Genomic DNA, 604 nt, shown 5'->3' on the forward strand with positions numbered 1-604 from the left:
GGGCGCTCTTACCGGCTCGCCGCCTGGATCGCCGCATGCACTCATCAACATCCGGGAGACAGACCCTAGCGCAGGGTGAGGGTCCGACCCACAACGCCGGCACGCATCCGGCGTTGCGACGCATCCAGCGGAGTTCGGTCGGCAACAGCGCGCTCCAACCGGGCACGCAACTCCGTCGCCGGTTCCTCGCAGCTGTCGGCGTCAGCGCCCGGCGCAAGGTCCCAGACCGGAACGACCAGACCGTCCGCCCGGAAGGATCCGACGAAACGGGACCCGGCACCGACCGTAAGATCACCAGCGGCGGCCAGTCGCGCGAGGGCGTCGAGTAGTGGCTCCTCGTCGTACGCCTGAACCCACCGCAGATGTGTCCGTTCCCCCGGACTGCACCAGTAGGCCGCGTCGACCGAGGTCAACCGGGCGGTCGGGACGACGGCCGCGTTCGCTCGCTCCAGTGCGGCGGTGACCTCCGGAGCAGGACCGGTGCCGTCCTCGGACGGCGGGATCCACCAGGTGAACCCGGGGTGAACCGTGATGTCCAGCGGGGCCGGATCGAGGATGTCCAGCAGCGTGGGGCCGGCCCGCCCGTCGTCGCCGCGGGCGCTGC

Annotated in this window: 1 protein-coding gene; it reads right to left on the reverse strand. The window is 71.0% G+C overall.

All coding sequences use genetic code 11. The features are described 5' to 3' along the window. Positions 1-65: 65 nt before the first annotated feature. Positions 66-604 (reverse strand): DUF5926 family protein (locus U9978_RS09450; RefSeq protein ID WP_322760695.1); only part of this gene is annotated, 539 nt, incomplete at its 5' end.

The sequence above is a fragment of the Protofrankia sp. Cr2 genome (assembly GCF_963555885.1).
Taxonomy (GTDB): domain Bacteria; phylum Actinomycetota; class Actinomycetes; order Frankiales; family Frankiaceae; genus Protofrankia.